The sequence below is a fragment of the Neobacillus sp. NRS-1170 genome (genome assembly GCF_050468025.1).
The window spans coordinates 31,989-58,298 of the sequence record NZ_JBITPF010000014.1 but is presented as its reverse complement, the minus strand read 5'-3'; the positions used below and the strand labels follow the sequence as shown (position 1 = coordinate 58,298).

The 26,310-nt window shown below is 38.7% G+C and carries 26 protein-coding genes; 11 read left to right on the top strand and 15 right to left on the bottom strand.

The genetic code is table 11. From position 1 onward, the window contains the following. Window positions 1-91 precede the first annotated feature (91 nt). Both ACIFOT_RS05850 and ACIFOT_RS05845 read right to left on the bottom strand, forming a co-directional pair. Entirely contained in the window at window positions 92-1,213 is a 1,122-nt protein-coding gene (locus ACIFOT_RS05850) for an NAD(P)/FAD-dependent oxidoreductase (RefSeq protein ID WP_430062947.1), read from the bottom strand. Between the two features lie 298 nt (window positions 1,214-1,511). Next, complete coding sequence (locus tag ACIFOT_RS05845; RefSeq protein WP_430062944.1) at window positions 1,512-2,423, bottom strand: carbohydrate kinase family protein; 912 nt, start codon at window positions 2,421-2,423, stop codon at window positions 1,512-1,514. Between the two features lie 120 nt (window positions 2,424-2,543). Here ACIFOT_RS05845 and ACIFOT_RS05840 point away from each other — a divergent pair, with 120 nt between their 5' ends. After that, window positions 2,544-2,960 carry a DUF2243 domain-containing protein gene (locus ACIFOT_RS05840; RefSeq protein WP_430062941.1) on the top strand — a complete coding sequence of 139 codons (417 nt, stop codon included), beginning with the start codon at window positions 2,544-2,546 and terminating at the stop codon, window positions 2,958-2,960. A gap of 168 nt (window positions 2,961-3,128) precedes the next feature. Beyond that, window positions 3,129-4,262, top strand: coding sequence for a CAP-associated domain-containing protein (locus ACIFOT_RS05835; protein ID WP_430062939.1), 1,134 nt, complete (start codon window positions 3,129-3,131; stop codon window positions 4,260-4,262). 33 nt (window positions 4,263-4,295) lie between these two features. Here the strand turns inward: ACIFOT_RS05835 and ACIFOT_RS05830 are convergent, their stop codons facing one another. Continuing rightward, entirely contained in the window at window positions 4,296-4,922 is a 627-nt protein-coding gene (locus ACIFOT_RS05830; protein ID WP_430062936.1) for a hypothetical protein, read from the bottom strand. Window positions 4,923-5,010: 88 nt separating this feature from the next. On the opposite strand from ACIFOT_RS05830, the gene ACIFOT_RS05825 reads away from it, so the two are divergent. Then, complete coding sequence (locus tag ACIFOT_RS05825) at window positions 5,011-6,606, top strand: acetolactate synthase large subunit (RefSeq protein ID WP_430062933.1); 1,596 nt, start codon at window positions 5,011-5,013, stop codon at window positions 6,604-6,606. 29 nt (window positions 6,607-6,635) lie between these two features. On the opposite strand, the gene ACIFOT_RS05820 is transcribed toward ACIFOT_RS05825, so the two are convergent. Then, window positions 6,636-7,199, bottom strand: a complete 564-nt coding sequence (locus tag ACIFOT_RS05820) for a hypothetical protein (RefSeq protein WP_430062930.1) — start codon at window positions 7,197-7,199, stop codon at window positions 6,636-6,638. A 154-nt stretch (window positions 7,200-7,353) separates the two neighbouring features. Here ACIFOT_RS05820 and ACIFOT_RS05815 point away from each other — a divergent pair, with 154 nt between their 5' ends. Both ACIFOT_RS05815 and ACIFOT_RS05810 read left to right on the top strand, forming a co-directional pair. Continuing rightward, entirely contained in the window at window positions 7,354-7,548 is a 195-nt protein-coding gene (locus tag ACIFOT_RS05815; RefSeq protein WP_430062927.1) for a small, acid-soluble spore protein, alpha/beta type, read from the top strand. Window positions 7,549-7,673: 125 nt separating this feature from the next. Beyond that, window positions 7,674-8,510 (top strand): SDR family oxidoreductase, encoded by an 837-nt coding sequence (locus ACIFOT_RS05810; protein ID WP_430062924.1) that lies wholly within the window; start codon window positions 7,674-7,676, stop codon window positions 8,508-8,510. 32 nt (window positions 8,511-8,542) lie between these two features. Here the strand turns inward: ACIFOT_RS05810 and ACIFOT_RS05805 are convergent, their stop codons facing one another. The 7 genes from ACIFOT_RS05805 to ACIFOT_RS05775 all read right to left on the bottom strand — a co-directional run bounded on the left by ACIFOT_RS05805 (window position 8,543) and on the right by ACIFOT_RS05775 (window position 14,297). Then, window positions 8,543-9,946, bottom strand: coding sequence for a PLP-dependent aminotransferase family protein (locus tag ACIFOT_RS05805; RefSeq protein WP_430062922.1), 1,404 nt, complete (start codon window positions 9,944-9,946; stop codon window positions 8,543-8,545). A gap of 82 nt (window positions 9,947-10,028) precedes the next feature. Next, window positions 10,029-10,568, bottom strand: coding sequence for an NADPH-dependent FMN reductase (locus ACIFOT_RS05800; protein WP_430062920.1), 540 nt, complete (start codon window positions 10,566-10,568; stop codon window positions 10,029-10,031). Window positions 10,569-10,664: 96 nt separating this feature from the next. Next, on the bottom strand, window positions 10,665-10,841 hold the full coding sequence (locus tag ACIFOT_RS05795; protein ID WP_430062917.1) for a hypothetical protein: 177 nt from the start codon (window positions 10,839-10,841) through the stop codon (window positions 10,665-10,667). 122 nt (window positions 10,842-10,963) lie between these two features. Then, window positions 10,964-11,455 carry an aminodeoxychorismate lyase gene (locus ACIFOT_RS05790; RefSeq protein ID WP_430062915.1) on the bottom strand — a complete coding sequence of 164 codons (492 nt, stop codon included), beginning with the start codon at window positions 11,453-11,455 and terminating at the stop codon, window positions 10,964-10,966. Continuing rightward, on the bottom strand, window positions 11,445-11,825 hold the full coding sequence (locus tag ACIFOT_RS05785) for a hypothetical protein (RefSeq protein WP_430062912.1): 381 nt from the start codon (window positions 11,823-11,825) through the stop codon (window positions 11,445-11,447). The genes ACIFOT_RS05790 and ACIFOT_RS05785 overlap by 11 nt, the downstream gene beginning before the upstream one ends. 166 nt (window positions 11,826-11,991) lie before the next feature. Beyond that, the gene (locus tag ACIFOT_RS05780; protein WP_430062909.1) at window positions 11,992-12,924 is read right to left on the bottom strand and encodes an aldo/keto reductase; all 933 of its coding nucleotides are present in this window, start codon (window positions 12,922-12,924) and stop codon (window positions 11,992-11,994) included. 71 nt (window positions 12,925-12,995) lie between these two features. After that, the gene (locus ACIFOT_RS05775; RefSeq protein WP_430062907.1) at window positions 12,996-14,297 is read right to left on the bottom strand and encodes an MFS transporter; all 1,302 of its coding nucleotides are present in this window, start codon (window positions 14,295-14,297) and stop codon (window positions 12,996-12,998) included. A 509-nt stretch (window positions 14,298-14,806) separates the two neighbouring features. Between ACIFOT_RS05775 and ACIFOT_RS05770 the strand changes: the two genes are divergently transcribed. Both ACIFOT_RS05770 and ACIFOT_RS05765 read left to right on the top strand, forming a co-directional pair. Further along, entirely contained in the window at window positions 14,807-15,817 is a 1,011-nt protein-coding gene (locus ACIFOT_RS05770; RefSeq protein ID WP_430062904.1) for a 2-oxoacid:acceptor oxidoreductase family protein, read from the top strand. Window positions 15,818-15,835: 18 nt separating this feature from the next. Then, a complete protein-coding gene (locus ACIFOT_RS05765) occupies window positions 15,836-18,148 on the top strand; it encodes a thiamine pyrophosphate-dependent enzyme (RefSeq protein WP_430062901.1) in 2,313 nt (770 codons plus the stop codon). 34 nt (window positions 18,149-18,182) lie between these two features. Here the strand turns inward: ACIFOT_RS05765 and ACIFOT_RS05760 are convergent, their stop codons facing one another. Both ACIFOT_RS05760 and ACIFOT_RS05755 read right to left on the bottom strand, forming a co-directional pair. Beyond that, a complete protein-coding gene (locus tag ACIFOT_RS05760; protein WP_430062898.1) occupies window positions 18,183-18,683 on the bottom strand; it encodes a hypothetical protein in 501 nt (166 codons plus the stop codon). A 334-nt stretch (window positions 18,684-19,017) separates the two neighbouring features. Beyond that, entirely contained in the window at window positions 19,018-19,593 is a 576-nt protein-coding gene (locus ACIFOT_RS05755) for a class I SAM-dependent methyltransferase (protein WP_430062895.1), read from the bottom strand. 136 nt (window positions 19,594-19,729) lie between these two features. Between ACIFOT_RS05755 and ACIFOT_RS05750 the strand changes: the two genes are divergently transcribed. Then, window positions 19,730-20,233 (top strand): N-acetyltransferase family protein, encoded by a 504-nt coding sequence (locus ACIFOT_RS05750; RefSeq protein WP_430062892.1) that lies wholly within the window; start codon window positions 19,730-19,732, stop codon window positions 20,231-20,233. A 191-nt stretch (window positions 20,234-20,424) separates the two neighbouring features. Then, entirely contained in the window at window positions 20,425-20,646 is a 222-nt protein-coding gene (locus ACIFOT_RS05745) for a hypothetical protein (RefSeq protein WP_430062889.1), read from the top strand. 43 nt (window positions 20,647-20,689) lie between these two features. Here the strand turns inward: ACIFOT_RS05745 and ACIFOT_RS05740 are convergent, their stop codons facing one another. Then, the gene (locus tag ACIFOT_RS05740; RefSeq protein WP_430062886.1) at window positions 20,690-21,475 is read right to left on the bottom strand and encodes an arylamine N-acetyltransferase family protein; all 786 of its coding nucleotides are present in this window, start codon (window positions 21,473-21,475) and stop codon (window positions 20,690-20,692) included. A gap of 247 nt (window positions 21,476-21,722) precedes the next feature. On the opposite strand from ACIFOT_RS05740, the gene serC reads away from it, so the two are divergent. Together serC and ACIFOT_RS05730 are read left to right on the top strand one after the other, a co-directional pair. After that, entirely contained in the window at window positions 21,723-22,820 is a 1,098-nt protein-coding gene (serC, locus tag ACIFOT_RS05735; protein ID WP_430062884.1) for a 3-phosphoserine/phosphohydroxythreonine transaminase, read from the top strand. Between the two features lie 137 nt (window positions 22,821-22,957). Then, entirely contained in the window at window positions 22,958-23,230 is a 273-nt protein-coding gene (locus ACIFOT_RS05730; protein ID WP_430062881.1) for a hypothetical protein, read from the top strand. Between the two features lie 40 nt (window positions 23,231-23,270). On the opposite strand, the gene ACIFOT_RS05725 is transcribed toward ACIFOT_RS05730, so the two are convergent. Further along, window positions 23,271-25,964, bottom strand: a complete 2,694-nt coding sequence (locus ACIFOT_RS05725) for a S8 family peptidase (protein WP_430062878.1) — start codon at window positions 25,962-25,964, stop codon at window positions 23,271-23,273. Window positions 25,965-26,310 lie beyond the last annotated feature (346 nt).

Here is a 26,310-nt window from a genome sequence, read left to right as displayed (position 1 = left end):
ACCACCTCCAAACCTATCTATCTCTAATAAATGAAAAAGTAAGGTTTTTAGAAACGGCGTTTTCCCTAGGACAAGAAATAAAATATCTTCGTTAGCTTTCTCCCATTGCTCCTGTTACATCATAACGACTAATGTCAATTTCCGTTTCTTTGCCCAAAACTAGTTTGGCCAGTTCTGCACCAAGATATGGTCCACTGGTTAATCCGGAGGCCCCTAATCCATTTGCAACATAGATTCCTTCAAATTGCGGCAAAGCTCCTATAACTGGTAGAAACCCCGGGGTGAAGGGTCGAAAACCCACTCTGGTTTCAAGATATGTGCAGTTCGATAAACCTGGGGCCACCTCTAAAGCTTTGCTTAAAATTTCGTCAATCCCCCCTACCGTGACGCGGGAGTCAAATCCAGCCTCATCCTCATGTGTTGACCCTACAACGATCCGTCCATTTTCAAACGTAAGGATGTACTGATTTTTGGGAGGCATGACAACAGGCCACGAACTCGTATCCGTTACTGGCAATTCTAGATGGACAATTTGCGCCTTTTGCGGTTTGACATGAAAATGAATCCCCATCGGTTCCAATATTTCCTGCGACCAGGCACCAGATGTAACAATAACCGTGTCTGCTCCAAAATCTTCTTCAGCAAGACGAATCCCTGAAACCCGGTTATTTTTTGATATAATAGAAGCACTCCCTCTTATAAATCGAGCACCATTCTTTATGGAAGCGTTTATTAACGCTTTTCGTAAATCTCTCCCATTAACACGTGCTCCCCCACTAACATGTACCGAACCATATTCTTCTGAAATTGGTGGAAAAAGTTCCTTTGTTTCAGCAGGTGACAAAATGGTAATTTCACCAATCTCGGGTGCATCCTCACGCCGTTTGCGTGCTCGCTCTGCCATTTGTTGCAGCTTCTCGAAATCAGTATGAAGACTAATTGCCCCAACACGCTTATACCCGGTTTCCTTTTCGCCATCTGCTTCTAATTGAGCAATTAATTCAGGATAGTATCGGGCTCCTCCTTTTGCTAACTGATACCATGCTTTATTCCGTCTTTGCGAAAGCCAAGGACAGACAATTCCAGCTGCAGCATCTGTAGCTTGTCCGGTATCCTCACGATCAACTATTGTAACATCGGCACCTGATTTAGCAAGATGATAGGCGGTAGATGCCCCCAAAATACCTGCGCCAATTACTATGATTTTTTTCATATGACACCTTTTCTACTTTTTTAATTTTCTGTTCGTAACATCAATTTCCAAAATTGGGCAATATTATTACCTAATAAATATTATATAAATGAGGTTGATAACATGATTGAAATACCGAGAAACCTTTATTGTGAAAAATGTGATAAAGAAACTGAACACATGGTAAGAGAAGACGCCTTAGAAATCGAATATACTTGCACAGAGTGCAATCGACAACAAGAAATTGTGAAATCATTTTTCTAATTCAAACATGTGCCAGTGACAACCATAAAATTTTACCACTGGCACAAATTAGAAATTAAATATTATAGGCCGTCAAAGAACCTCTTTCCGTTGTTGCTATTGCACCGACATGATTGGCATATTTCGTATATTCGGTTAATTGTTTTGTATCTTGTGGGATACCTTTTTCGTGAAAACTATATATTAGGGCAGACATGAAAGCATCCCCAGCCCCGGTTGTGTCCACTGACTTTACTTCGATGCCGGGGACAAAAATATTCGTTCCCTTAGTTACAGCACGTGCCCCTTGACTTCCCATCGTTATAAAAACAAAAGGTATTTTCCATTGGGATAATTTTTTAATCCCATCCTCCATTTTTTCCGTCTCCGTTAGAAAATACAGTTCATCCTCAGCAAGTTTTACGATATCTGCAAATGGGAGAAAAGAGAGGATTGTTTTCCGGCAATTATCCTCACTTTCCCAGCGTTTTAGGCGGATATTGGCATCGAAAGCAATAAGAGTATTGGATTTCTTGGCATAGTTTATCGCCGTCAGAGTAGTGAGTTTTGCTTTTTCTTGAAAAAGAGTTCCTGATCCAAAATAAAAAATTTTCGCCGGTTCAAAAAGATCAGGTACCAGATGTTTTTCAGACAAGACTTCATCTGGAGTTGGATTTAGGTAAGAATGAAAGTATCGTTCACCGTTTTCATTAAGGTGAACATAAACCCCACAAATTTTTTTGTTAGGAGTTCGCACACAAAATTCACTATTGATATTCTCTTTTTTCAATTCTTGTTCGACAAAATGACTGATCTCATCGGTTCCTAATTTACATAGATAATAGGATGAAATCCCTAATCTGCTCGTTCCCGCTGCTACATTAACAGTCGCACCCCCAAGCAGCTTCTCGTACTTCGTATTGGATTTATCTATCGAAATATAATCTATAAACGCTTCTCCGAGAGAAATAACCCCATGTTTTTTCAACTATGCTCCCCCTTTAAAAAGCATTTTAGTTTACCAAAAGATTTTTTATTGTTAACAACATCTTTATATTACAATATAATTTTGAGAGAAACTAAATTTTAATAAGGGAGAAATTAATTCGTGAAAATACTTGGTACGATTACTGCTTTTTTTCTAACAGACTTTCTATTTCATTTAATAGACGCCCTTGCTTTTGGAATGAAGGCCGAAACTGCGGGCCAGCGTATCGGAGCCGTGTTTTTTGGAATTTGTGTCCTTTTAATTTTAATGGCCATATTTCATCGTTTCTTTTCGAAGGCCTTTTTCAATGGATTCACAGTAGCAACAGGTTTATTTTTGAGCTTCGATATTGTGGTCTTCCATTGGATATTCCAGCTTCACCGTATCACCAACGGCCCTGAAGCAAACTGGCTCGAGCCGCTATTTGTTTTAATTGGAATCGTTTTAGTTTGGAATGGAATTTCGAGAGAGAGAAAGGTAAATAATAGAGTTTTACTCGACCGAAATGAGGCTGGAACAGAAAACACAGGCATGTAAAAGGGGCCAATGTTACCGAAATGGAGTTGAAACATTTAATACGGTCACGTAGACCGCTTCTATGTGAACGATATGATGCTTGACCTCTAATTACAGTCACGTAGAGTTGTTACTTTTACATTTTAACTAGATTGGTTACAATTCTAATAGATATGGAGGTGGTAAACGATGTTTCGGTTTTTTAAGCTCTGCTCATTTTTAGTTTTACTTTATTTATTATGGCCCTCACTTGAAAAACAGTTAGATAAAACTGATTTCGAAATAGTGAAGCAACAAGCTCAATCAGAAATAACTAGCTTTAAAGATAACCCTGAAGTACTTGCAGTCATAAATTCATTAGGGGAAAATGTTCAACAAATATTGAACGAGATTGGTATACAGTTTGACAAACAGCCACAAACACAACCAGAAAACGAAACAAGAAAAGTAGAGTTAGCACCTCCTACTAATCAAATATTCTCTATTCATAATGTTGAAATTGGCGATACAAAAGAAAATATTGAACGGAACTTAGGAGCACCAAAGCGTTCATCCTTAAATGAATATGGGGTAAATTGGAATACCTATCATGAAAATTACCATAATTTTTTTATGATAATGTATGATAAAAACAATAAAGCTGCAGGACTTTATACCAACCAGGATTTAATTGCCTCAACCAATGGAATTAAAATTGGGATTTCGAAACAAATGGTTCGTGAAAAACTAGGTGATCCCCTTACCAAAATTCAAAAAGGGATAATCATTTATGAATTGAAACAGGACAGCGATTATGATGTGTACTTACTTAGTAACGAATATGTGACCATTTTTTACGATAAACACGAGAATAACACTATAACAGCGATGCAGCTTATCAGCAAAGACTTTGAACAAAATAAAATAGATTTTTACACCAAAGCGAGTTCTGAGTTAGAGGAAGGCTTTGAATATCAGTTATTCGATTTGACGAATGCCGCACGAGTGGAACATCTGCTTTCAGTTTTAACATGGGATCAGCATGTGAGAGAAACAGCCCGCAGGCATAGTACGGATATGGCTGTTAATAAATATTTTGATCATACAAATCTTAAGGGACAATCACCTTTTGATCGTATGAAAGAGGATCATATTATATTTCAGTTGGCAGGAGAAAATCTTGCCTATGGACAGTTTAGTAGTATATTCGCCCATGAAGGCTTAATGAACTCTCTTGGGCATCGGGAGAATATTTTACAAAAGGATTATGAATATTTAGGTGTTGGTGTAGCCTTTAATAATCAATCTCAGCCCTACTATACAGAAAACTTTTATGCAAAATGAAAGTGTCCCAGAATCAGACCTGGGACACCTCTTTTAATTAAAAATAACCCTAGCTAATTCTCCATCCGTATAATTACCTTTTATGCCGGGTTTAGTTTTAAAATATTCATAGATTTCTTGAGCTGAATAATCTTGTTCTAATCCCTTAACAATTGTTGCTAAATAGGCATGTGACGGCTTTTTCCATTCTACGTCTTCCATATCCCAAGGTGCGGTAAAAGTATAGATCGGAAAACCTTTATCTTCGCCTAAGTATAAAACATTCCCATACCAAGCTTGCCGAAAAATTTTCGAACCCTTCCTATTGACCTCGTTTAAATCAACCTCAAATTCTAATCCATTATTTTCCTGTTTGACAACATCCAAAAACTGTTCAGTAGTGATTAAATATTTTTTGCTATAAGTTTTTGCTCCTGTGTTTTGATTTAAACCAATAAAGGCAACCCCTTTTGACTCCCATTTTGCTGCTTCCTTTGCAAAGTATATGGGTAAATTTATGGTGAAAATGGATTCATCAACTGGTAATGAAGGATCATTACATCCTGGTTCCACTTTAGATGAGCCCTCAGGCCTGCCGCCCTTGATATAACATAAAAATCGATCGGTATTTATATTGGATCCATAACTTGCATACCAGACATATTGTTTTTCATTCACCATCTATCACCTATTTTCTATTAAATTCCATTATGGTTTTAATTTTAGCATTTAGCTAAAACTACTAACAGCAAATATTTAGGAGGAAAAAATGAAGGTATCAGATGTACTAGTTCAGTGTTTAGAAAACGAAGGAGTAGAATTTGTGTTTGGAATCGTCGGCACGGAGACGTTGGACCTTGCTGATTCGTTATCAAAATCAAAGCAAATTCAGTTTATAAATGTTAGGCATGAGCAAGGTGCTGCTTTCATGGCAGATGTTTATGGACGATTATCAAAGAAAGCAGGCGTATGTTTGGCAACGCTCGGACCAGGGGCTACCAATTTAATGACCGGTATCGCAAGTGCACAGCTCGACCATTCCCCATTGGTAGCACTAATTGGCCAAGCGGGCATCGAGCGGCAGCATAAAGAATCCCATCAATATATTGATTTAGTAAAGTTACTAGAACTTGTAACAAAAATGAGCACCCAAATCATGGAATCCCAATCCGTACCCGCAATTATTCGAAAAGCTTTTCATACAGCAAAAATGGAGAAACCAGGCCCTGCAGCTATCGTAATGCCCGAAAATTTTTCAGTTCAAATGATTGCCAACAATCCGCTGCCAGTCACTTCGTTACCAGAGAGTGTTCCCCCTTCCGAAGCAATAAAGGGAGCCATTCATTTAATTGGGAACCACATGAAACCATTTTTGATTATTGGAAATGGAGTAATTAGGCAAAATGCTGTCCCTGAGCTGCAGACCTTAATTGCGACCATTCAAACACCTGTAACGACCAGCTTTATGGCAAAAGGCATTTTACCAAAAAACCACCCTTTAAATTATTATACATTTGGCTTTAATGAGAACGATGAAGTTTTAGCAGGGCTAGATGAAGCTGATTTACTAATTGTGATAGGCTTTGACTTTGTCGAAAAATTACCAAAGGATTGGAATAAACAGAAACGACCTATATTACATATTGATACGTTGCCTGCAGAAATAAATGAATTTTACCCTGTAGAAGCTGAACTGATTGGTAATTTGAAAAAGACACTTCAACTCTTTAATCAAACGGAAATCCCTGCAAAACCTTGGGAACCATCTGGGAATCTCCAGAAAAAAATAAAAGAAGCCTATCAAATTACCCAAAAGCCGAACGATCCTAACGCCCTGCCTTTTACGATTGAAAATGTACTCCAAAGTATTGAAAAAATCTCTGCGGAAGATACGATTTTGATTTCGGATGTTGGGGCCCATAAGGTGTCCATCGCTCAGACCTATCAGCCTAAAAAGCCGAACCGATTAATCATTTCTAACGGCCTGGCATCGATGGGAATCGCCATTCCTGGTTCCATCGGAGCTAAACTAGCATGTCCTAATGACCCTGTCATTGGCATAACCGGCGATGGCGGCGCCCTTATGAATTTTGCTGAAATCGAGACGGCTAAACGTCTTGGGCTTTCATTTATCATCATTGTATTAAATGATTTGATGTTAAAGCTTGAGGTCCAGCAAATGAATAAAAAGTTTGGAACAAGTTATGGCGTAACGTTTCAAAACCCAGATTTTGTTCAATTAGCTGCGAGCTTTGGCATCCGTGGTTTTCGAACAGATAACCTAGTTGAATTTGAAAATATTCTCAAAGAGAATCTCGATTCTCCCAAAGGCATTGTCTTAATTGATGCAACGCTTCAAAATTAACACTTGCTCCAAAATATAGACTACTTTTATTACGAGACGATAATCCTTTTTAATCTTTTCAAAATGAATAGCCCAATGTTAACCCATATCCAATTATAAATAAATGCAAACAAAAAAATGAGGACAGTGATGACAATTGAAAAGGAATCGGAGGAGGCTGGACCGAGAACAGGAAAATGGAAAACATAAAGTAGGCTCAAAATTCCAAGGGTTAACATAACTGCTCCTGATAAAATAATGTTCACTCTCTTTTTAAAAAAGTAAAAACCTGCACCGATTCCGAGTCCAAGGAGGCCTGTAGTAAACGGAAACACGATTAATTCGCTGGGCTGAAGAATTAGCAGCAATAAATTTGTTAGGACAAAAGATGCGAATCCGATCGGAAGCGAAAGCATGGAACAAAAGAGGATTGGGGCAGTCGCAATTGGGCTAATAAAATACCCTACTCCCGGCAATAAACCGCCTGCCGCTTGAAAAATAGCTGCAATACATGCAAAAAGGGCACCAATAATTAGCTGTTTTGTTTTGGACTGATTGTTGAAGTCTGATTGAACTGTTCTTACTTCATTTGATATCGATTTCCAAAAATACATCGCTTCCACCTCGTTCTGTTGGAAGTACATTACATTATATAAATCTATTTTTTTGCAGTTTCATTTTATGACGGAATTATGTTTTTTATTTAGGTTAAATTATATACGAGCAATTTTTTAATTGCTCAAAAAAATTCGTCGGGAGTGATGTATCATGGCTAGAAACAAACTATTGGTTCCTGGTGCAGATAATGTTCTGGATCAAATGAAAGAAGAAATCGCCAACGAGTTTGGAGTGCAGCTTGGTGCTGATACGACCGCACGAGCAAACGGTTCAGTCGGCGGCGAAATGACCAAACGTCTCGTTGCTTATGCTGAACAATCACTTCGAAATCAACAGAATATTTAATCTGTGATTTCAGAAAGAGGGTGTCCAAATTGGACACCCTCTTCCTTTTTCGCCAAATTTTTCTATACAACCATATGTGCGATAAGTTTTAATAAAAGAAAAGATATTTTTAAAAGGAGAAATACATGAGTAGAAAGACGGCAATCGTTACAGGGTCCTCTAGCGGCTTTGGCTTATTATGTGCAATTGAACTGGCATTAGAGGGCTTTTCAGTACTTGCAACTATGAGAGATGTCAAGAAAGCAATACCATTGTTAGACTTGGCAAAAGAAAAGAATGTATCGGAATACATTAATATTGAACAACTAGACGTTACTTCAACCGTTTCGATTAACCAGTTTAAAACCCTGCTATCAAGCTTTCCTTCTGTAGATGTTCTAGTAAACAATGCAGGATTTGCACTCGGAGGCTTTAGCGAAGAGCTCTCTATTGAAGAATTTCGACAGCAATTTGAAACCAACTTTTTCGGTGTCATTGCAGTGACCAATGCAGTGCTTCCGTTTATGAGAGCAAAAAGGACAGGCAGAATTATCAATATGAGCAGCATTAGCGGCCGAATGGGATTTCCGGGATTGTCCGCCTATACAGCCTCCAAGCACGCACTTGAAGGATATAGCGAGAGTTTAAGGCTAGAGCTAAAACCATTTGGAATCGATGTCTCCTTAATTGAGCCAGGATCATATCAGACGAATATTTGGTCTAGCGTCGATCAGATGGAAATCAATGCGGATTCCCCCTACTTTTCCTACATGAAGAGCCTTCTAAATGAAATTGAAAGCGGCAAAACAGCTCATGGAAATCCATTAGAGGTCGCGAAACTAGCTGCACAAATTGCGTCACAGTCAAAATCCCCTAAGCTCCGATATCCAATCGGGAAAGATGTTAAGAAAAACCTGTTTCTAAAAAACTTCTTCAGGTGGGAACTTATTGAAGCGGCAATATTAAAAACACTAAAACATTAAAATTTCCCCTTTTTACATGGGTGCTTTGACTGTCAAAGCCCCCATGCATCTTTTAACAAACCTATCCCTTTATCAATTTCAAACTCTGATAAACCGCCAAAACCCATAATAACTCTGGACCCTTCGGCAGTATTCGGCTCATGATCGTATATCGACAATGGGTATACTTTTACCCCATGGATTAAGGCTGAACGAATTAACTCTTTTTCAACCATATTGTTTTTTACGTCCAAAACAATATGAAGTCCGGCATTTTCCCCAATTATTTGAACCTTCTCCCCTAAATAGTTTTTTATAGCGGCCATTAAGGAAACCTGTTTTTTACGGTAAAGCGTTCTCATTTTATTTAAATGCCTTTGCCAATGTCCATCCTTCATAAAATGATAAAGGGTATTCTGATGAAGCCGGGAGACTGTCTGTTTATAAATAATAAAGCGTTCTTCGTATTTAGAAAGAAGCGCAGCTGGCAAAACCATATAACTTATACGAATAGATGGAATTAAGGACTTGGAAAATGTACCTAAATAGACGACTCTTCCATTTGGATCCAGCCCCTGCAACGAAGGGATTGGCTTGCCTGAATATCGATATTCACCGTCATAATCATCTTCAATTATATAACCGCACTGCTCTTCTGCCCATTTTAACAATTCCATTCTCCGCGATATCGGTAAGACCATTCCAAATGGGAATTGATGTGATGGTGTCACATAGGCAACAGTGGCACTACTTTTTTTTAATTCATCTAGATTGATCCCACTCTCATCTAGCGATATAGGAATCGTACTGACGCCACAATCCTGTAAGACAACTCTCGTTCGATGGAAACCAGGATTCTCGAGTGCATAGGTGTTTTCTCTCCCAATTAACAAACATAATAGACCAATGAGAACCTGTGTCCCTGCACCAATAATGATTTGATCAGCTGAGCACCTAACACCTCTGGACGCAAAAAGTTGTAGGGCAATTTGTTCTCTTAGAAGCCTTTCGCCTTTAGGATCGCCGATATTAAATATCTCGTTTTGATCCTCAAATAAAGCTTGCATAGTTAATTTCCGCCATACAGAAAATGGAAAGTGCTCTAAATCGACTCTGCCCGAATTGAAATCAATCTTAACATTCGTCTCTGAGGGTACCATTTTCACTTCTAATTGAGGCGGATATTTTTGATTTAAAAAAATGTCATCATCAAATGATGCTACAAATAACCCTTTCCGTGGTTTACTTTCCACATACCCTTCCGCACATAACTGATCGTAGGCAGATTGAATGGTATTCAAGCTTAACCCCAAATAATTGGATAAATTTCGTTTTGAGGGCAATTTTTCTTTCGGTTTGATTCTACCTGATAAAATTTCCTGTTTAACATAATTAGATAATTGCAGGTATAACGGTTTATCGCTTTTATAATCTAAAACAGGTGTTAGTTCAAGCAAATTGTGTCTCCTGCCTTTGAAAAAGGTGCCTGACCTCCATTGCATTAATCCATTAAAGCATTGGGGTCAGACACCTTAATTTTTATTCTGATATTAAATCAACAAACCGGTCAATTACATCATCGATAAAGATAAGTGTAGCTTCATCTGTTAACATTCCTGTTGCTTCATCAAATTTGGCAGAAGCTTGATTAATAAGAATTTCGTTGCCCACCGGCGGCAAAAGCTTTACTTGTAAAGCCGTTAAGATTTGACGCAAATGAAGCTGTGCACGAAGGGTTCCCATTAAACCTGTTGCTGCACCAGCCGTCATGACCGGTTTTCCGATTAGTACTTTATCAACACGGGACAACCAGTCAAGTGCATTTTTCAAAACGCCAGGAATTGACCAGTTGTATTCAGGGGTGATGATAATGACTCCATCAGCTTCTTTTACCTTTCTTTTAAAAACAGTAACTGATTCAGATGGATTCAATTCTGTATCCTGATCAAAATGCGGCAGCTGGCCAATATCAAGAATTTCCAAATCAAATTTTTGGGCATGTCTCTCTTGAATCGTGCTGGCTAGCTGCCTATTATATGAACCTTTCCTCAAACTACCTACAATCGCTACAATTTTCATTCGTCTGTTCACACCTTTTTGTTATGTGATAATAATGATTATAGGTATTATTTTTGGAAAGTTCAAAAAAAATGCCTCAAAGGGCTTAGTGTTCAATTATTGTTGCGCAAACAGAATTTTGATTTCATTTTCAGCCTCGATCATTCTGCCAAATTTATATCCCTCGATTAATACATGTCGTTCATGATCATTTAACCGACGCCCCCATTTGGATTCTAAATAGAAAATGACCTCGTTATAGGAAATTTCCGAGTAATTAAAAGGGTTATTCATGTGATTTGCTCCTTCCTTTTCCTATTACAGTCTTGTCCAATTTTGTTTTATTATATTAGCCAACATAAAAAAGTGCGAAGTACAACGCTATTTCCTTTCGTTGTACTTCGCACTTTTATATATTACTTAAAAATAGTTCCTACAATTTGATCAAAAGTCATATTACTATCAACCACAAAAACTCCTGGGCGTAGTTTGTCCGTTAGCTCTCTTTTCTCAATAACTTTAGAGAAGTCAAACGCATTTTGAACCATACCTGCTTTAACTAGCATATTTCCAACATCAATGCTGGTCATACCCTCTGATACATTCACGATTAGTTTCGTGACAGTTTTAGTAGACTTGTTGTCTTCAGCGGGAGTTTGTTTTTGTACACTTGTCTTTGCCTCTTTCACGCTCTTGTCATATTCAGCTTTCGTTTGAATAACATAGCCTGCGGCTGCCAGCTTTTCTTTCATTTCTTTTTCAGATAAAGTCTGCGTTTCAGCTGGTTTAGCAGCTGGTTTGGCAGAAGCTTTCGCAACTTTACTGTTATCAGTAAAGTACACAGTGCCGCAAATTGCTGTCGTAATAAGAATTCCGGCTGCAAAGCTGCTTAATAAGTTAATTCTCATTGGCAACTTTTCTCCCTTCATCCTTTAAATCCTGAAAAGGGGCAACGATCTTTTCAATTTTATTTACTGAGACTTGTTTCAGATCGGCAATACTTTCTAACGAATAATTGCGTTTAAATAAATCTAGTACTTCACGCTTAAGAATTTTTTCCTCAGAAGTGAGTTGGACCCCTGCTTCTTTCATCAAAAGTACATTGTCAAGCTCAAGATTCCGAATGGACTCCTGTAAGGAATTAATTTCTTTCATCGTAGATATATGAATCAAATCAATTTGATTATGTTCTACCTTTGCAGCATGTGTAGATTTTGAAATAGAAAAGATTAGTAATAAAACGGATATCACAAACAATCCGGCTAAAGTCCATTCCATTTAAATATTCCTCCTTGTATTGATAACAAGTTTTTATTATACAACCAAAATATTAATTTATTGTTACAAAACTCAAAAATGCGTAAAAAGTCCGAGGAAATTGCCAAAATGAGGGGAAATAGAAAAAAGCGGGGTCAGACCCCACTTTTGGAAAAGAATGAAATTATTAAGCAAAAATCCGATCAATCGCTTGAATTTCTTCTGCAGTCAGCTGGACCTCTAACGTTTTAAGATTGTGAAGCACTTGTTCTGCCCGCTTGGCACCTGGGATAATGACATCAATCGCATCCCGCGTTAAATACCAAGCAAGAACGATGTGAGAGACTTCTACTCCTTTTGCCAGGGCAATTTTCCGTACCTTCTCTATTTTTTCCAGGTTCTGTTGATACCTTTCTCCTTGAAAATTCGGTCTCTTTTGATTCTTTTCACTTATTTCGGTAGCTATGTCGTATTTACCGGTCAATAACCCTGAAGCTAGCGGGTAGAATGGAACAAAGGAAATCTTGTGTTCGGTCATGTATGGGAATAATTCCTTCTCTGCCTGACGGCTTAAAAGATTATACTCGCCTTGAAATACATCTACATAGCCATCTTTATTAGCTTCTTTTAACTGTTCCATCGTAAAATTCGATACACCAATTGCTCTGATTTTTCCTTCATCCTTCAATTGCTTCAATGCCCCGACCGCTTCATCCTTCGGGGTATCATTATCGGGAAAATGAATATAAAATAAATCGATGTAATCCGTCTGCAGGAGTTTTAAACTGTCTTCGACGGATTGCTTTAAAAAGGCAGGGGAGTTGTCCAGCACAATGTCTTTTCCAACAAATTTATGGGCCGCTTTTGAGGCGATGACAACCTCCGAGCGATTCCCTCTTTCCTTTACTACTTCACCAATAATTTCTTCTGAGCGGCCTATTCCATAGATGAAAGCAGTATCTAAGAAATTGATTCCATTTGCTAGACCTGCACGGACTAAATCTCTTCCAGCTTCCTCATCGAGGTTTGGAAATAAGTTATGCCCTCCTACAGCATTGGTTCCGAGTCCAATAGGATTAACATATAAATCTGTCTTCCCGATCCTGGTTTGCTTCGCCATTTACCAATCATCTCCTTTTGTCTTCATAATAACAAACACAAACAAAAAATATAAAGGATTTAGCTTTGCATTTAATTTTTAGAACGTTTAGACCAGATCACGACAGGGATAAGCAGCAGTGAAAGGAATCCTCCGGCCAGAGATAGTGTAGTATAACTGGATTGTGCTACAACAATTCCTGAAAGAGCTCCACCTGAAGCCCCAGATAAAGCAATCAATACATCTATCGTCCCCTGGGTTTTTGCACGGGTAGTAGGATGTGTGGCATCCACGATGAGTGCGGTCCCACTTATTAAACCAAAGTTCCAGCCAAGTCCAAGTAAAGCGAGGGCAATGACTAGGAGCACCATGGAATCGGCTGGTGCACTCGCGGCTAGAACACCTGCCGCAAGGAGAGTGGCTCCAGAAGCGATAGCCATAGCTGTACGTCCAATCTTGTCTACCAGAATACCAGTTACCAATGATGGCAGGTACATGGCGCCAATATGGATCCCTATTACCAATCCCACTTCACTCAAGCCATGTCCATGATGCTTCATTTGAACAGGTGTCATGGTCATGATCGCAACCATTACCATTTGGGTTAAAATCATGATGGCAGCCCCTACCACAATACCCCGATTTTTTATTTTTACATTATTGGTATTCTCAACTAAAAAATGCTCCTCATCTATTCTTTTCACAGCTCTTATGGCTTTCGCGACTTCAAGTGGATCTGGGCGAAGAAAAGCTGAAAGCACAAAACCAGCGAGAAGAAAAGCAGCAGCGCCTAAAATAAAAGGGCCGGCTAAAGCAGGAACACCGATTGACACAGCAACACTGCCCATGACACCCACTAAATTAGGACCTGCTACAGCACCAAACGTGGTCGATACCAATGCAATGCTGATGGCAGTTGCTCGCTGTGTACTGGTGGCCAAGTCGGAACCTGCATAGCGTGCTTGCAGGTTCGAAGCACTACCTGCTCCATAGATTAGTAGAGAAAAAAATAGCAGAAAGACATTATGGGTTAATGCTGCTAGGATTACGCCAATTGCGCCCAAGCCGCCAGCCATGAATCCCGCCGCAAGTCCCGTTCGGCGTCCAAACCGTTGGGAGAGCCTGCCTACAATAAGTGCCGCCCCAGCAGATCCTAAGGTAAGCAAGAATGCCGGAACACCGGCAAAACGATCCGAACCCAGCATGTCTTGTGCCAAAAGCGCTCCCACAGTAATGCCCGCTGCAAGTCCGGCTCCTCCAAAAATTTGCGAAATAACAACAATGATCAAAGTCCGTTTATATAGTTGCCTTTGCTTTTCGGGAGAATCAATGTAAATTTGTAACCATGCCGGATGACTTTCTAAAGCTTTGGATTCATCAGCATTTTGATTCATCACTTGTCCGCCTTTCTTAGAAATTCTTAATACATTTACCTACTATTATATTACATTAAAAGAGGAGAATATCAGTTTTTTCATGGTCTTCTCCTCTTCTATATTTTGGGCTCTGTTAAATTAGTCTGTTGATTTCCGCTCCAGGCGCTCTCTTTCCGCTCCAATCAACAGAGTATAAAAACAACCATATCATTTACCAAAGCATTATTTTTTAGAAATAAATAAGGTTCATAAAGTAATAAAGTCCTCTATCCAAAAAAATTATTAAATTAATTGTTATACAACAAGCAAAATCTGTACTATATCAAATCAAAAATATAATTGCAACGAACCCATTAAACAATACTCATAACCCCAATAAAACCACCATTATTACACCATGTAATTTTCCCATAGTAAAAAACTGTTGTAACTGTTTTTATTACCTGTTACAATAAAAAAGTAAAATTTATTGAAAATTCATAAAATTCTTATTGTTAATTCGGTTTACACAGATGGGAGGAATACAATTGTCAAAATTGCCGAAAATCAATGAATTAGGCTTCTTTGAAATCCGCCTCGAATCCATTGGAGGCTTAGGAGCTAATTTGGCAGGAAAAATGCTATCCGAGGATGGCGTTGTTGGAAACGGACTGAATGGAGTCGGTTTTTCATCATACGGATCTGAGAAAAAAGGCTCCCCTGTCAAAGCGCACATACGTTTTTGTGACCCTGAAACCAACATTCGTGACACCACTCCCATAGAACGACCCCATGTTGTCGGCATTTTCCATGATGCCCTTTTTAAAACCATCGATTGCACAAGCGGAATCTATCCCGACAGTACCATCTTAGTGAATTCTCAAAAATCCCCTGATGAATTAAAAAAGCAAATGAAAATTTCTGGTGGAACCATTGCCATTATTGATGCCACAGGAATAGCTTTAGAAGAACAAACAAAAGCCAACACCGCCATGCTTGGAGCACTTTATCGGATTCTAGATTTCTTAGATCCAGTGTCAATGAAACAGACCATTCGCCGAACATTCGAAAAGAAATATCCTCATTTGGTTGAGCCAAATATTCGTACCTTTAACCGAGGATACAATGAAGTCGAATTTAAAGCCTTTAAGCTTGATGAAGGAATGGAACCAAAGCCGTTTAAAAGACCTGAACCGCTCCTAGGATATAAAACTCAAGCCATTGGCGGGATGATTACAAATCCAGGAAACAGTATTTTAAAGGATTTAAGCATTTCACGCGCCGGAATGCTCCCCCATTTTCATGAAGAAAAATGCATCAATTGTGCAGCCTGCGATACTGCTTGCCCGGACTTTTGCTTTGTTTGGGAAGAGAAGGAAGACAAACGAGGTCGCGCCCAAATGTTCCTTCAAGGGATTGACTACCAATATTGTAAGGGCTGTTTGAAATGCGTCCACGCTTGTCCTGTTGAAGCGCTTACAGGAGAAAGAGAATACAACGACGGATACGCTGACAAGAACCGTGTGCCGCATTTGTTTGATTTGGCGATTCGAAATTAAGGAAAGGGTGGGATTTTCATGTCCATTGAAATTAACCAAGAAAATCTAACTGTTCCTACCGGAACGGTTGAACAAAATGTAGTTTTTGAATCAGGAAATGAAATGGCCGCCTATGCAGCCCACCAAATTAACTATCACGTAATGGGATATTATCCAATCTCCCCTTCCACTGAGGTTGCCCAGTTCCTTGATGGGATGAAAGCCAAAGGGGAACATGATATCGTGCTGATTCCAGCTGATGGAGAGCACGGTTCAGCCGGTATCTGTTACGGAGCATCAACTGGCGGCGGCCGAGTTTTTAACGCCACAAGTGCAAATGGATTTTTATATATGTTAGAGCAGCTGCCTGTGCAATCCGGAACCCGTTTCCCAATGGTATTGAATTTAGTCAACCGCTCGGTGTCAGGACCGTTAAATATACACGGGGATCATTCTGATTTATATTTTGCTTTGAATACCGGCTGGCCCATCTTGATGGCCCGAGATCCACAAATTGTCTATGATATGAACATTATCGCCATTAAACTAGCGGAAGATCCTGAAGTCAGACTACCTGTCATCGTTTCATTCGACGGATATTTCACCTCCCATCAGAAACGACGGGTACAGGTTGTAAAAAATAGAGCGGATGTTCAGAAATTTATCGGCGATCCTCCTAGGAATTTCCCTCATGCGTTAGATCGGGATAATCCTGTGACCATTGGTCCATATATGAATGAACCGGACTATATTAATAATTGTTTTCAACAATCTGAAGCCATGTACAATGCGGAACGTGTTTTTGAAATAATTTCGAAAGAATATGCGCAATTAACAGGGCGGGAATATCCAGTCCTTGATTTATACCGCATGGAGGATGCTGAAGTAGCTGTATTTATGTTAAATTCAGCTGCAGAGGTTTGTAAGGATGTGGCCGACAAGCTTCGTCTACAAGGAATCAAAGCCGGGGTAATCTCCCCTAACATGATTCGTCCTTTTCCGCAAAAGAAATTGGCAGAAGCATTGAAAAATGTGAAAGCGGTAACAGTAGGAGACCGTGCAGACTCTTACGGGGCACACGGAGGTAATATGGCACTGGAATTAAGAGCTGCTCTGCAAACGGTTGGAAATACCCATACAAAGGTCATAAACCGAATCTACGGATTAGGCGGCAAAGATTTTTATTCTGATGACGCCGAACAGTTTTTCCAGTTAGCTCTGGATGCAGCTAATTCAAGACACGTGGAAAAGACTTTTGACTATTTTGGACACAACCCAGGAGCCCCTGAATTTGCACCGAAAAGAGTATTAAATCCTATGAAAAAAGAAGATTTGAATACTGGTTTAATTACCGTTACTCCTGATGAAACTACCGGGGGGCTAAAAGTGAAAATTCCTCCGATGCGTAGCTTAACAAAAAAACCAAAACGATTGGCTTCTGGACATGGAGCGTGTCCTGGCTGCGGAATTTTCTCTGGGCTAGAGCTGTTCTTCAAAGGAATTGAAGGAGATATTGTAGCCTTATTCCATACCGGATGTGCCATGGTCGTAACTACTGGTTTTCCTTATAGTTCGCATAAAGCGACTTACATCCATAATTTATTCCAAAATGGTTCTGCTACTCTTTCTGGTCTTGTGGAAATGTTTCATGAACGAAAAAGGCGCGGTGAATTTGCTGAACTAGGCCTGAGTGATGATTTTACCTTTGTCATGGTTACTGGTGATGGTGGAATGGATATTGGTATGGGTCCTGCCATTGGTACAGCCCTAAGAAACCATAAAATGATCATCCTTGAATATGATAATGAAGGTTACATGAACACAGGCAGCCAGCTATCCTACTCGACTCCAATGGGTCATATGACAAGTACCTCAAGTGTGGGCACATTCCAAAAAGGCAAGCCGTTCCATCATAAAGATACCGCTCAAATTATGGCCGCCACTCATATTCCTTATGTATTTACAGGAACTGAAGCTTTTGACCGTGACCTGTTAAAGAAAGCTGCCAAAGCCCAGTGGTATGCCCAGAATGAAGGCTTGGTTTACGGCAAAATTTTAATAACCTGCCCATTGAATTGGAAATCAAAGGACGAATTAGGCCAGACAATCGTTGAAGCTGCGGTAAATTCCTGTTTCTTCCCTCTTTATGAAGTGGAAAGAGGTATTACAACCATCACTTATGACCCTGAGGTTAAAAATAAACGGTTAGATGTCTCCGAATGGTTGAAATTGATGGGGAAAACGAAGCATATGTTAACTGAGGACAGCAAAGACATGCTGCAAATGTTTGATGATGAGGTCGAACGACGCTGGATGAGGCTCAAAGCAAAGCACGAAAGTCCATATTTATAATTCTATTAAACAAAAGCTGAAGCCCCTTTTGGGCTCAGCTTTTGTTTACTTTTCTAAACTCCTCAATCCATTCTTTTATCATTTCATTTAAAGGTCCCTTTTTTTGACTTTTCAACCATTCCACCTGGTCGATTGGGAGTTTTAATTTTAAACTAACTTCTTCAATCGGCATTTCAACTTTCCTGATTTCTTCTAAAGTGATTCCTTCTTCGATATTTGGAAACCAGGCATCATTTTCGTTCACTTTATCGAAATCTTCATACTCTTGTATGTCATCGAGCTCACAAAATAAATTAAGCTGCGGTAGACCTCCAGAAAAGACTTTTACATGCATAATGGAATTTATGATTCTTCCATCCTCTAACTCTATTTCAATAATAATGTTCTCCATCTTTTTATATTTCTTCACAGTAACCTCACTGACAATCAGATCTAATTCTAAAGTGATTCCTGTGCTTGATTCAAAAAGATAAATGGCGCTTTTAAATACATGAATACTTTCACCATCGATTATTACTTTTTTAACACTCACCATAAACTGTTCCCCCACACAGATGATTCAACGGATTTATATTCGATACTATCATGTATTATAAATTAAAAATAGCAATCATTCGATGGCTTAGTGATTATTTTTAATACATATTGTAAACTTCAATACCTATGGACTCGGTAGCCGGATTTTAGAGCAGCGGTGTCCTCTATAGCGCTTCTTGCGGACTCGGAATCGAGAATTATGGCTGGCCATATCCGCTATAACCCTTCTTACGGACTTGGTTGCTAGATTTTTGGCAAGCAGTGTCCTCTATAGCCCTTCTTATGGACTCGGCACAGTGATTTTTTGCAGGCCGTATCCTCTATAGAGCTTCTTAAGAAAGATTGTAATTAACATTTTTACAAAATATTGTCTGCCGTCCCTCTTTTTCATTTTCTTCAAAAAAGACTACCTTCCAATTGCCAAATTGAGCTAACAATTCTTTTGAATTAAGCTTATATTGATTGGATACTCCCTGATTTTCATCCAGAGGAGACTGATAAAAGGTTTCCATAAAAAAATAACCATCATCTCTTATGAGGTTCTTAACAATGGGGAATAATGAGCGATCTAGGTAATAAGAAATAACTATTAAATCATAAGGGCTGTTAGGCCAATTTATTATATCTAAACTCGTTAGATCGGCCACCTGAGGGTGCAAGTTAAGATTATTTTTTACTGAATAATCTTGAATAAAGTTGATAGCGACATCCGAAATATCAAATGCCTCAACGCAATAATTCATTCGAGCAAGGAAGAAACTGTTTCCCCCCAAACCACAAGCCAAATCAAGTGCAGTGCCTCCTGAAAGATATGTAGAAAGGTTCATTAATCTTGGATTCGCAGCAGGTTCCTTCAACTGCTCTAAGCGTTCTTTATGCTTCGAATTCCATTTTGTTTTTGAATTCATTTTGAAATCTCCTATTATTAGTATTTTCATAATACTCCATCTTATTTTTATTGCAAAGATTATGTTGATCAATCCTATACTTAGATATAATCAGTAAGGTATTTATTAAAGAAATTTAGATTAAGTTGGTGTTTATATGAAAAATTCTATTTATATTGATAAAATGCAAAAAGAAGATTGGGAGCAAGTCAAGGCAATTTATCTTGAAGGAATCGCAACCGGCAATGCCACCTTCCAAAAAGAGGCTCCTTCTTGGGAAGAATGGGACAACGGACATATATCGAATTGTCGTATTGTTGCCCGCTTAGAAGGTACTATTTTAGGATGGGCTGCTCTAAGTCCTGTATCTAGTCGAGTAGTTTATTCGGGTGTTGCCGAAGTAAGCATCTATGTTAGTCAAACCAGCAGCGGGAAAGGCATAGGCAGTAAGCTGTTACAGGCTTTAATTGATATAAGTGAAGAAAGAGGATTTTGGATGCTTCAATCTAGTATTTTCCCTGAAAATGCTACAAGTCTCCAATTACATATAAAATATGGCTTTCGGGAAGTGGGTAGACGCGAGCGTATCGGTAAATTGGATGGTAATTGGCGGGATACGATTTTGTTAGAAAGAAGAAGCAGTAAGGTTGGAATAAATTAAGAACTCATCTTTTATATAATAAATCAAGGTAAAGTCAAAATAGTTTTCAGATTATTTAGATTCAACTCTTGCAAGATAAAAAAACACTTTTGAACTTTTACCAGGTTGGTCTAAATCTCCTTCTTATTCAATATTTATTAGGAGAAGTTAATTTCCTATAAAAAATCCGAATAATAAAGGAGCGTTCAAAGGTGGTTGTTATTCATTTTTTAGAAAATAAATCTATCCTTTTAAGTCAGCTGCGATCAACAATTCCTTCGGTCGATGAGCCCATAAAAATAAAAGGAAAAAAAGGAAAAGTTGTTGATATTAAGCAAATTGATGAAAGAGTCATTCATGTATACGTAGAATTTGAAAAAGTTGTGGTTAAAAATCAACCCGCTGCAAAAGAAGTCAAAAATAAAAAAAGGTAAATCTATTGTATTAAAAAAGCCAGCGAGTTCATACTCGCTGGCTTTAATAAGATTGAATCCCAAAATGGTCCTTAACCATTTCTTTAAATCTTTTAGTATCGATTTCCTGTTTAGTAACTTTTCCATTATCCCATTCTGTAAAAGAAGTATCCGTTAGAATCATATTCCCTCTATCCGTTATCCTTGTAATTAATGGTTTTTTGTTAAAAGGGGATTCTGGGTGCTCTATAATGATTTTTTGTACTTCATTTAATTTAAATACATCTTTTATTAGATCGGTAGAATCAAATACATATCCCACTTTCCAATCCTTGTCTTTATACTTTAATTTCATAAATAAAACATAATCACCATGCTCAATATCTACTCTCTTTACTCTAAATTCTCCATTTCTGGATTCGATAACCTCTCCTGTAAACGGAACAGCTTTTAAAGGTAAATTCCCTCCAAAACCAGAATCAATGAGATATTTTTTTCCTTGGTGGTTAATGATAATAGCGACGTGTGTCCTTCCAAACGTATTCCATCGCTGACCAGCATGGTCATAGACCACTCCGCGAACTAAGGCTGCATCAAAGCCATTTTCCACTAAAAATAAGTAAAGGATGGAATTTAGGTCATAGCAAAGCCCGCCTTCGTTTTTTTTGATTATTTTACTAATTAAGTTCTCTTTTGAAATATCAGTTGTCCTATTCTCGATGATACACAAATTTTCAAACGGGATTGATTTCGCAGTCTTTTCCAAGACATGATCCAATTTTTCAAAAGTTATGACTTCCCTATCAGGCCAACCGATTCTTTTCCGAAATAAAAGATTAAAATCACCCATTACATGACTCTCCCTAAAATCATTTTTCGAACGGTACCTCAAAATTTATCTAGTGCATAAAAATATTTTAATTCATTTTAAGATATGGCTTCAACATTGTGAACAATTGGTATTTTCTGCAAGAAGTTCGGGATTTGACCAAACCAAATAAAAAAATCAAAATTTTTTTCAAAAATCTTCACTTTAAAAAACATAACATTCGAAAAACATGTTATATTCAAGTAAATTAAAAATTGGAGTGAGACAAATGAAAGTACAAGTTAATCGAACCTATAATTTTAATGCTGGTCCATCCGCACTGCCGATTACCGTTTTAGAAAAAGCTCAACAGGAATTAATTGATTTTCGTGGTACTGGAATGTCTGTAATGGAATTGAGCCACCGCAGCAAGCCTTATGAGGAGGTACATAATCAGGCAATTGACAGTTTACGAGAGTTATTGTCGATTCCAGATAATTATGAAGTGCTTTTCCTTCAGGGCGGAGCAAGCCTCCAATTTTCCATGATTCCGATGAATTTTTTACAACCTGGGAAACAAGCCGCCTATGTCATGACTGGATCTTGGTCTGAGAAGGCATTCACAGAGGCCAAATTATTTGGGGAGGTTTACCATTCAGCCTCTACAAAAGAAGGCAAGTACCGAAGCATTCCAAAGGTTGAGGAATTGCAGTTCAAAAATGAAGATGCCTATTTGCACATTACATCAAACAATACCATTTACGGCACACAATGGAAGGAATATCCAAACACAGGTGAGGTTCCATTAATCGCCGACATGTCGAGTGATATTCTTTCAAAGCCGATTGATGTCAGCAAGTTTGCCCTTATTTACGCTGGTGCACAAAAGAACCTCGGCCCATCTGGTGTGACTGTCGTGATTATACGCAAGGATTTGCTTGCTCAAGCAAACACAAACATCCCAACGATGTTAAAGTATGGCACACATGCAAAGAATAATTCCTTATATAACACACCTCCAACCTTTGGCATTTACATGCTTGGAGAAGTTCTAAATTGGGCCCGTGAGTTAGGCGGATTAAAGGCCATTTCTGAACTGAATGATAAAAAAGCGAACCTGATTTATGATGCAATCGATTCAAGTAATGGTTTTTACATCGGCCATGCTGAAAAGGACAGCCGTTCTCTCATGAACATAACCTTTAATTTAAAAACCGAAGAATTAGAAAAGCGTTTCTTAGCTCAGGCAAAACTTGAAGGATTTGTCGGAGTAAACGGCCATCGCTCCGTTGGGGGATGCCGCGTGTCAACTTACAATGCCGTACCTTTTGAAGCTTGCAAGGCTTTCAGTGAGTTTATGATTCAATTTCAAAAGGAAAACAATTAGAATAAATGAACTAGCCCCATCGGCAGCATTGCTATGGGGCTTTTTATATTTATACACATCTCCTTTACTTTTCGCCTTTTTCTTATTCAACTAACAAGCTGTCGAAAAATAAAATAGAATAAAGGTGGGTGATAACTGTGACAGGAGCACTCATACTCATTGCTTTTGGGTTTTTCTTCCTGCTGTTGGGATGGATTTTTTGGGGAATGGATGAAGATACAGGAAAACCATTCTGGGTAGCTTTATTAGAGACCTTAACTGATATTTTTTCTGATTTTCTTCTTGCTAGTTATCGAACAGTGGCGTTGATTTTTTGGACTATCGGCTTATTAGTCGTAGTACTTGGCCTTATTTCCATAAAGCACCCTGAACTCTTGAATATGTTTTTTTCATCGATAGTCAAAAGTTAGAGTAGGCATGGCTAGGCCTACTCTAATTTTTGTTAAAATATTATTTTTCAAGTAACCTATTAAATTTTAACAGGTACATATCGTAATCACTTGTTCCGCCAGCAGCATTCGTCCCTGTGAAACCAATGACTATAAATCCGCCGTCTCTCGTGTTATCTATAGAGAAACCTGTTTCATTTTTATTGCCTCCGTATGTTTTTCTCAACAGAATCTCACCAGTGGATGAAAATTTGACTACTTGGAGATTGGGCAACTGGGAATTGGTGAATCCTACAGCAAGATAATTTCCATCAGGAGTTTTGACGAGTGATTTTAGTGCCTGACTGACACCATCTTCTTTAATTGTTTTTTCCCATTTAATCGTTCCATCTTTCCCAATCAATGAATAATAAATGTCATCCTTTATGGTTGGGAAAGCATCTGAAGGGTTGAGATATTCAAATGACTCATTTGTTCCTAATGCGATAAAATCACCACTAGCCGTTTCGAGAATATTTTCGAACCGGTCGCGAATATTGCTGCCATTTCCATAAGACTTTTCCCACAGAACCTCTCCGTTTGCTTTTATTTTTAACAAATAAAAATCATAAGATTGGTCTGAAGCTCCAGCAATTTGTGTGCCAGCAATGATAAAGCCGCCATCTGAGGTAGCCTTGATTATTTTTGAGAAAAGGTCAGTTTCCTGCTTTGAATAAAATTTATCCCATAATAGGTTTCCTTTAATATCGATTTTGAGCAAGTAAATCTCATTCTTACTTCCTTCTACTACTTTATTTGCCGAGATTAGGTACCCGCCATCTGCAGTTTCTACCACAGAACCTCCGCTTTCATAAACTCCTTGTTTGCCATATGTTTTCTCCCACTCGACAGTCCCATCTGCTGAAAGTTTACTGATATAGATATCTAGCTTTTGATCCACTTCATTCTTTCCCGAATCACCTAGAACCATATAGCCGCCATCCTTGGTCTCCATGATACTATGTCCAAGCTCCCATCTATCGCTGCCTAAATTCTTGCGCCATTCTGTGCGTCCATCAGGTCCCGTTTTAACAACAAAGATATCTGAATCACCGCGGAGATGGTTATACGTTTCTGAATTCCCTACTGAAATATATCCCCCGTCTTTTGTTTGGTGAGCGTCCATTCCACTTTCTGGATGAATCCCGCCGAATTGTTTGTTCCAATCCACTTCAATTGGTAAATTCTCTGGTGTAAAAGGCGCTTGGACCATCCCGCTTCCATAAAGTTCATCGATACTTTGTTTGCCAATATCTTGAGCTGAAGCTGTAATCAATTGGGCTATCTTTTTTGGTCCCACTTTACCGTTTTGGGCAATGAAAAGGGCTGCAACAGCTGAAACCTTAGGAGTTGCCATGGAAGTACCTGCCATATAGGCATACCCTTGCCCCTTATAGGAACTGAAGTTCATATCCTCGTACCAATCCCCATGACCCTCACGCTGAAAGTCTCCTCCCGGTGCAGTAACGTCAACAAACCCGGCTCCATAATTTGAATATGATGCAATCATATCTTCTGGGCCCGTTGCTGAAACGGTAATCACTCCCGGAAGGCTTCCTGGGGCTTCAAAACCGGCACCCACAAATTGATAGCCATCCATTGCAAATTCGTGATTTAAATACTTGGTTACTTCAGCTTTATTTGTCGCATTCAAATGTTCATTTCCTGCTGCAGCAACTACTGTTACACCGTGATCCACCGCATATTTTACGGCTCTTTTATAAATTTGGAAATCGGCTACTTCGTTTCCTAGGTTATATTTCTGACCCGTTACTGGGTCCGTATAAAAAATTTGCCCAAATACTGAATAACCACCTAAACTCATAGAAATGACATCGACTCCATCGTTTGTGGCTGAAATAATCGCATTTGCCACTGTAGAAGTGCTGGCACTGCCATTTGCACCAAAAACTCGGTAAACTTTGTAACCTGTCTCAGGTGCGACACCAAGTATTCTCCCATTACCAGCGATTGTTCCAGCAACATGTGTTCCATGGCCAAGACGATCTTCAAAATCATTTGGATCCCCGGTTTCATTAGGGTCATCTTGTCCTATTCCGTTATCAAAAGCTGGAACAAAGTTTTTACCTCCCAGAAAATTAGCCTGTAAATCAGGGTGCTGTGTATCAACCCCCGAATCGATGATTCCAACCACGACATCATGATTGCCTTTTGAAACACTAAAGCTAGCTCCATTATGGGTTACCCTCTTAATATCCCATTGGAAGGAATTATATAAATCTGGCTCAGCAGGACCTGGTTCATGCTCCGGCGGTTTAGTAGGATCTGGGTGGGTAATGGAAAAGATGTTTCTAGTATCATAAGGTAAGATTTTTTGAAACTTGTTGAAGAAATCCAGGTGCTGTTTTGTAATGCTGTTTGTGGAAGCAGCGTTCGCTTCATTAGCGATAACGGTCTTCGTATCGGAAAGATTCATTTTTATGGTGGGTCCCACCGACTTCACTCCTGTATATTTTTGCAAAATCGGAATCAAAGATGCTGTCCCTTGGACTTGAACAGTGCCGATCTGAGAAAGCTGCTTGGTAACCTTCCCGCCATTTTTTTGTACGTATGTAGCAAAATCAACCGGAACCTGGTTGCCGGTCATCACAACCGTTAGTAAAATCGTTTTTTGATTTACTGCTGCACTTGCTACTGGGATAGTGGAAAGAATGAGGGTAAAAGTAATCATAAAACAAGTGAACATTCTTTTCATAAACCTAGCTCCCCTTTTTTTCGAATTTATCGTAAAAAACACTGTTTCCCCCTTTATTACTGAATAATTTACTACTCTTCCTATACTAGTAGGATACAAATGAAAAGTTTGTTTGTTGGTCGTGTTGTTTAACCATTTTGTTTGTTGAAAAAAATAATTTAATAGAAAAAGGAAGAGGTGGGTTCGAAGAATTTTGTCGTTTAACTGACTCGATTTAACGCGGTAAAGTTATATTTTAGCAGAAAGTTGTCATTTTTTAGGTGATATGTGAAGTTGGTTCTTGAATTGAACAATTTCCTTTTCATGTAAAAAGTGTCCATCGTAGTTTTTACGAAGGACACTTAAC

What these genes read in the sequence shown, in the direction of transcription:
- ACIFOT_RS05780 (WP_430062909.1), bottom strand. Translation starts at nt 12,924, where the DNA reads ATGGCGAAGCAAACCAGGATCGGGAAGACAGATTTATATGTTAATCCT.
- ACIFOT_RS05790 (WP_430062915.1), bottom strand. Translation starts at nt 11,455, where the DNA reads ATGAGAATTAACTTATTAAGCAGCTTTGCAGCCGGAATTCTTATTACG.
- ACIFOT_RS05850 (WP_430062947.1), bottom strand. Translation starts at nt 1,213, where the DNA reads ATGAAAAAAATCATAGTAATTGGCGCAGGTATTTTGGGGGCATCTACC.
- serC (WP_430062884.1), top strand. Translation starts at nt 21,723, where the DNA reads ATGAAAGTACAAGTTAATCGAACCTATAATTTTAATGCTGGTCCATCC.
- ACIFOT_RS05800 (WP_430062920.1), bottom strand. Translation starts at nt 10,568, where the DNA reads ATGAAAATTGTAGCGATTGTAGGTAGTTTGAGGAAAGGTTCATATAAT.
- ACIFOT_RS05750 (WP_430062892.1), top strand. Translation starts at nt 19,730, where the DNA reads ATGAAAAATTCTATTTATATTGATAAAATGCAAAAAGAAGATTGGGAG.
- ACIFOT_RS05755 (WP_430062895.1), bottom strand. Translation starts at nt 19,593, where the DNA reads ATGAATTCAAAAACAAAATGGAATTCGAAGCATAAAGAACGCTTAGAG.
- ACIFOT_RS05820 (WP_430062930.1), bottom strand. Translation starts at nt 7,199, where the DNA reads ATGTATTTTTGGAAATCGATATCAAATGAAGTAAGAACAGTTCAATCA.
- ACIFOT_RS05785 (WP_430062912.1), bottom strand. Translation starts at nt 11,825, where the DNA reads ATGGAATGGACTTTAGCCGGATTGTTTGTGATATCCGTTTTATTACTA.
- ACIFOT_RS05765 (WP_430062901.1), top strand. Translation starts at nt 15,836, where the DNA reads ATGTCCATTGAAATTAACCAAGAAAATCTAACTGTTCCTACCGGAACG.
- ACIFOT_RS05760 (WP_430062898.1), bottom strand. Translation starts at nt 18,683, where the DNA reads ATGGTGAGTGTTAAAAAAGTAATAATCGATGGTGAAAGTATTCATGTA.
- ACIFOT_RS05815 (WP_430062927.1), top strand. Translation starts at nt 7,354, where the DNA reads ATGGCTAGAAACAAACTATTGGTTCCTGGTGCAGATAATGTTCTGGAT.
- ACIFOT_RS05825 (WP_430062933.1), top strand. Translation starts at nt 5,011, where the DNA reads ATGAAGGTATCAGATGTACTAGTTCAGTGTTTAGAAAACGAAGGAGTA.
- ACIFOT_RS05725 (WP_430062878.1), bottom strand. Translation starts at nt 25,964, where the DNA reads ATGAAAAGAATGTTCACTTGTTTTATGATTACTTTTACCCTCATTCTT.
- ACIFOT_RS05775 (WP_430062907.1), bottom strand. Translation starts at nt 14,297, where the DNA reads ATGAATCAAAATGCTGATGAATCCAAAGCTTTAGAAAGTCATCCGGCA.
- ACIFOT_RS05810 (WP_430062924.1), top strand. Translation starts at nt 7,674, where the DNA reads ATGAGTAGAAAGACGGCAATCGTTACAGGGTCCTCTAGCGGCTTTGGC.
- ACIFOT_RS05835 (WP_430062939.1), top strand. Translation starts at nt 3,129, where the DNA reads ATGTTTCGGTTTTTTAAGCTCTGCTCATTTTTAGTTTTACTTTATTTA.
- ACIFOT_RS05830 (WP_430062936.1), bottom strand. Translation starts at nt 4,922, where the DNA reads ATGGTGAATGAAAAACAATATGTCTGGTATGCAAGTTATGGATCCAAT.
- ACIFOT_RS05795 (WP_430062917.1), bottom strand. Translation starts at nt 10,841, where the DNA reads ATGAATAACCCTTTTAATTACTCGGAAATTTCCTATAACGAGGTCATT.
- ACIFOT_RS05740 (WP_430062886.1), bottom strand. Translation starts at nt 21,475, where the DNA reads ATGGGTGATTTTAATCTTTTATTTCGGAAAAGAATCGGTTGGCCTGAT.